Origin of the sequence: Halonotius pteroides, from assembly GCF_003605635.1 — an archaeon.
GTDB lineage: Archaea > Halobacteriota > Halobacteria > Halobacteriales > Haloferacaceae > Halonotius > Halonotius pteroides.
Genome location: NZ_QMDW01000100.1, coordinates 1 through 1,076, shown reverse-complemented (window position 1 = coordinate 1,076; position 1,076 = coordinate 1). Strand labels below are relative to the sequence as shown.

The 1,076-nt window shown below is 55.9% G+C and carries 1 protein-coding gene and 1 pseudogene; both read right to left on the bottom strand.

All coding sequences use genetic code 11. The features are described 5' to 3' along the window. Nucleotides 1-264: pseudogene (locus tag DP106_RS15335) on the bottom strand (IS66 family transposase); the annotation flags it as partial. Between the two features lie 339 nt (nt 265-603). Continuing rightward, nucleotides 604-1,076: halocyanin domain-containing protein (locus tag DP106_RS15330; protein ID WP_120086648.1), on the bottom strand; the 473-nt coding region annotated here is incomplete at its 5' end.

Genomic DNA, 1,076 nt, shown 5'->3' with positions numbered 1-1,076 from the left:
CGAACAACCACGTACTGACGGTGGTTGTTCGTCGTCCTCGTCCCCATCGGACGAGGACGACTCCTCCTGGTCCGATTGGTCTTTGCTCGGTGGTGTATGGGGTCCCTCGTACCACCGAAGCTTGGCTCTGAGCCGCTTGTTCTCCTCTCGAAGTTCCTCGTTCTCTTTCTCAAGTGCGACCAGACGCTCAAGGATCTCTTCCTTGGTAGGTTCCGAAGAGGTCATGAACAGGCGAGACGGGATGGTCTCCGGTCTGGAGACCATCCCTCGAAAGCGTGTTTGCCCGCCTGTTGCATCAGTCTACGACACCAGTTGGGTGGCACTCACGAGAGAGTGACGATATCCATCTGGGGGTAAACACGTACTTTTGTACTATACCATGGATGCTCCTGATAGCTTACTTAGAAAGTTGGTTGAGACGGTATACTACGTGGTGTCTCAATCAATTTGAATACATTCTTGAACTGGATGCGATTCTCGAAGTCGTTCGTTTCAACTGGGAATACGGCTCCTATCTCGCATCAACATCAGTTATTACCATGCATATGAACTCGTTTCCCACACGGGTAGTTCGACCTCGATATAGTAGTGTCGGTTAGTTCATTACTCATCAACGACAGCGATGGCACCGTACATACCCTGCGCGCGGTGGGGGATGCAGGCGTAGAGGACCGCACCGGCCTCGTCGACGGTCTGCTCGATGGTGTAGCCCGCCTCGTCGGTGAGTTCGCTCTCGAACTCGTAGTCGCTGCCGTCCTCGGAGACGACGTTGTGTCCGCCGCCCTCACCGGTCCACTCCCAGACGATGGTCGTCCCGGTAGAGACGACCATTCCCGGGGAATTAAATGAGAAGCCGTTTTCCCCGGCCCCCGTCTCGATGACGACCTCGTCCTGGCCGGTCATGTCCTCGAGGGATCCCCCATAGAGGTTCGCCTCGTTATCGCTGACGAACGCTTCCGCGCGGGCCTCGGGGCCTTCGGCACCGCCGTTGCCGACACCATTTTCGACTCGATCATCGTTACCACCGTCATTGCTACTGCTTACTACTGTTTCGCCTCCACCGCTATCTGCACTTG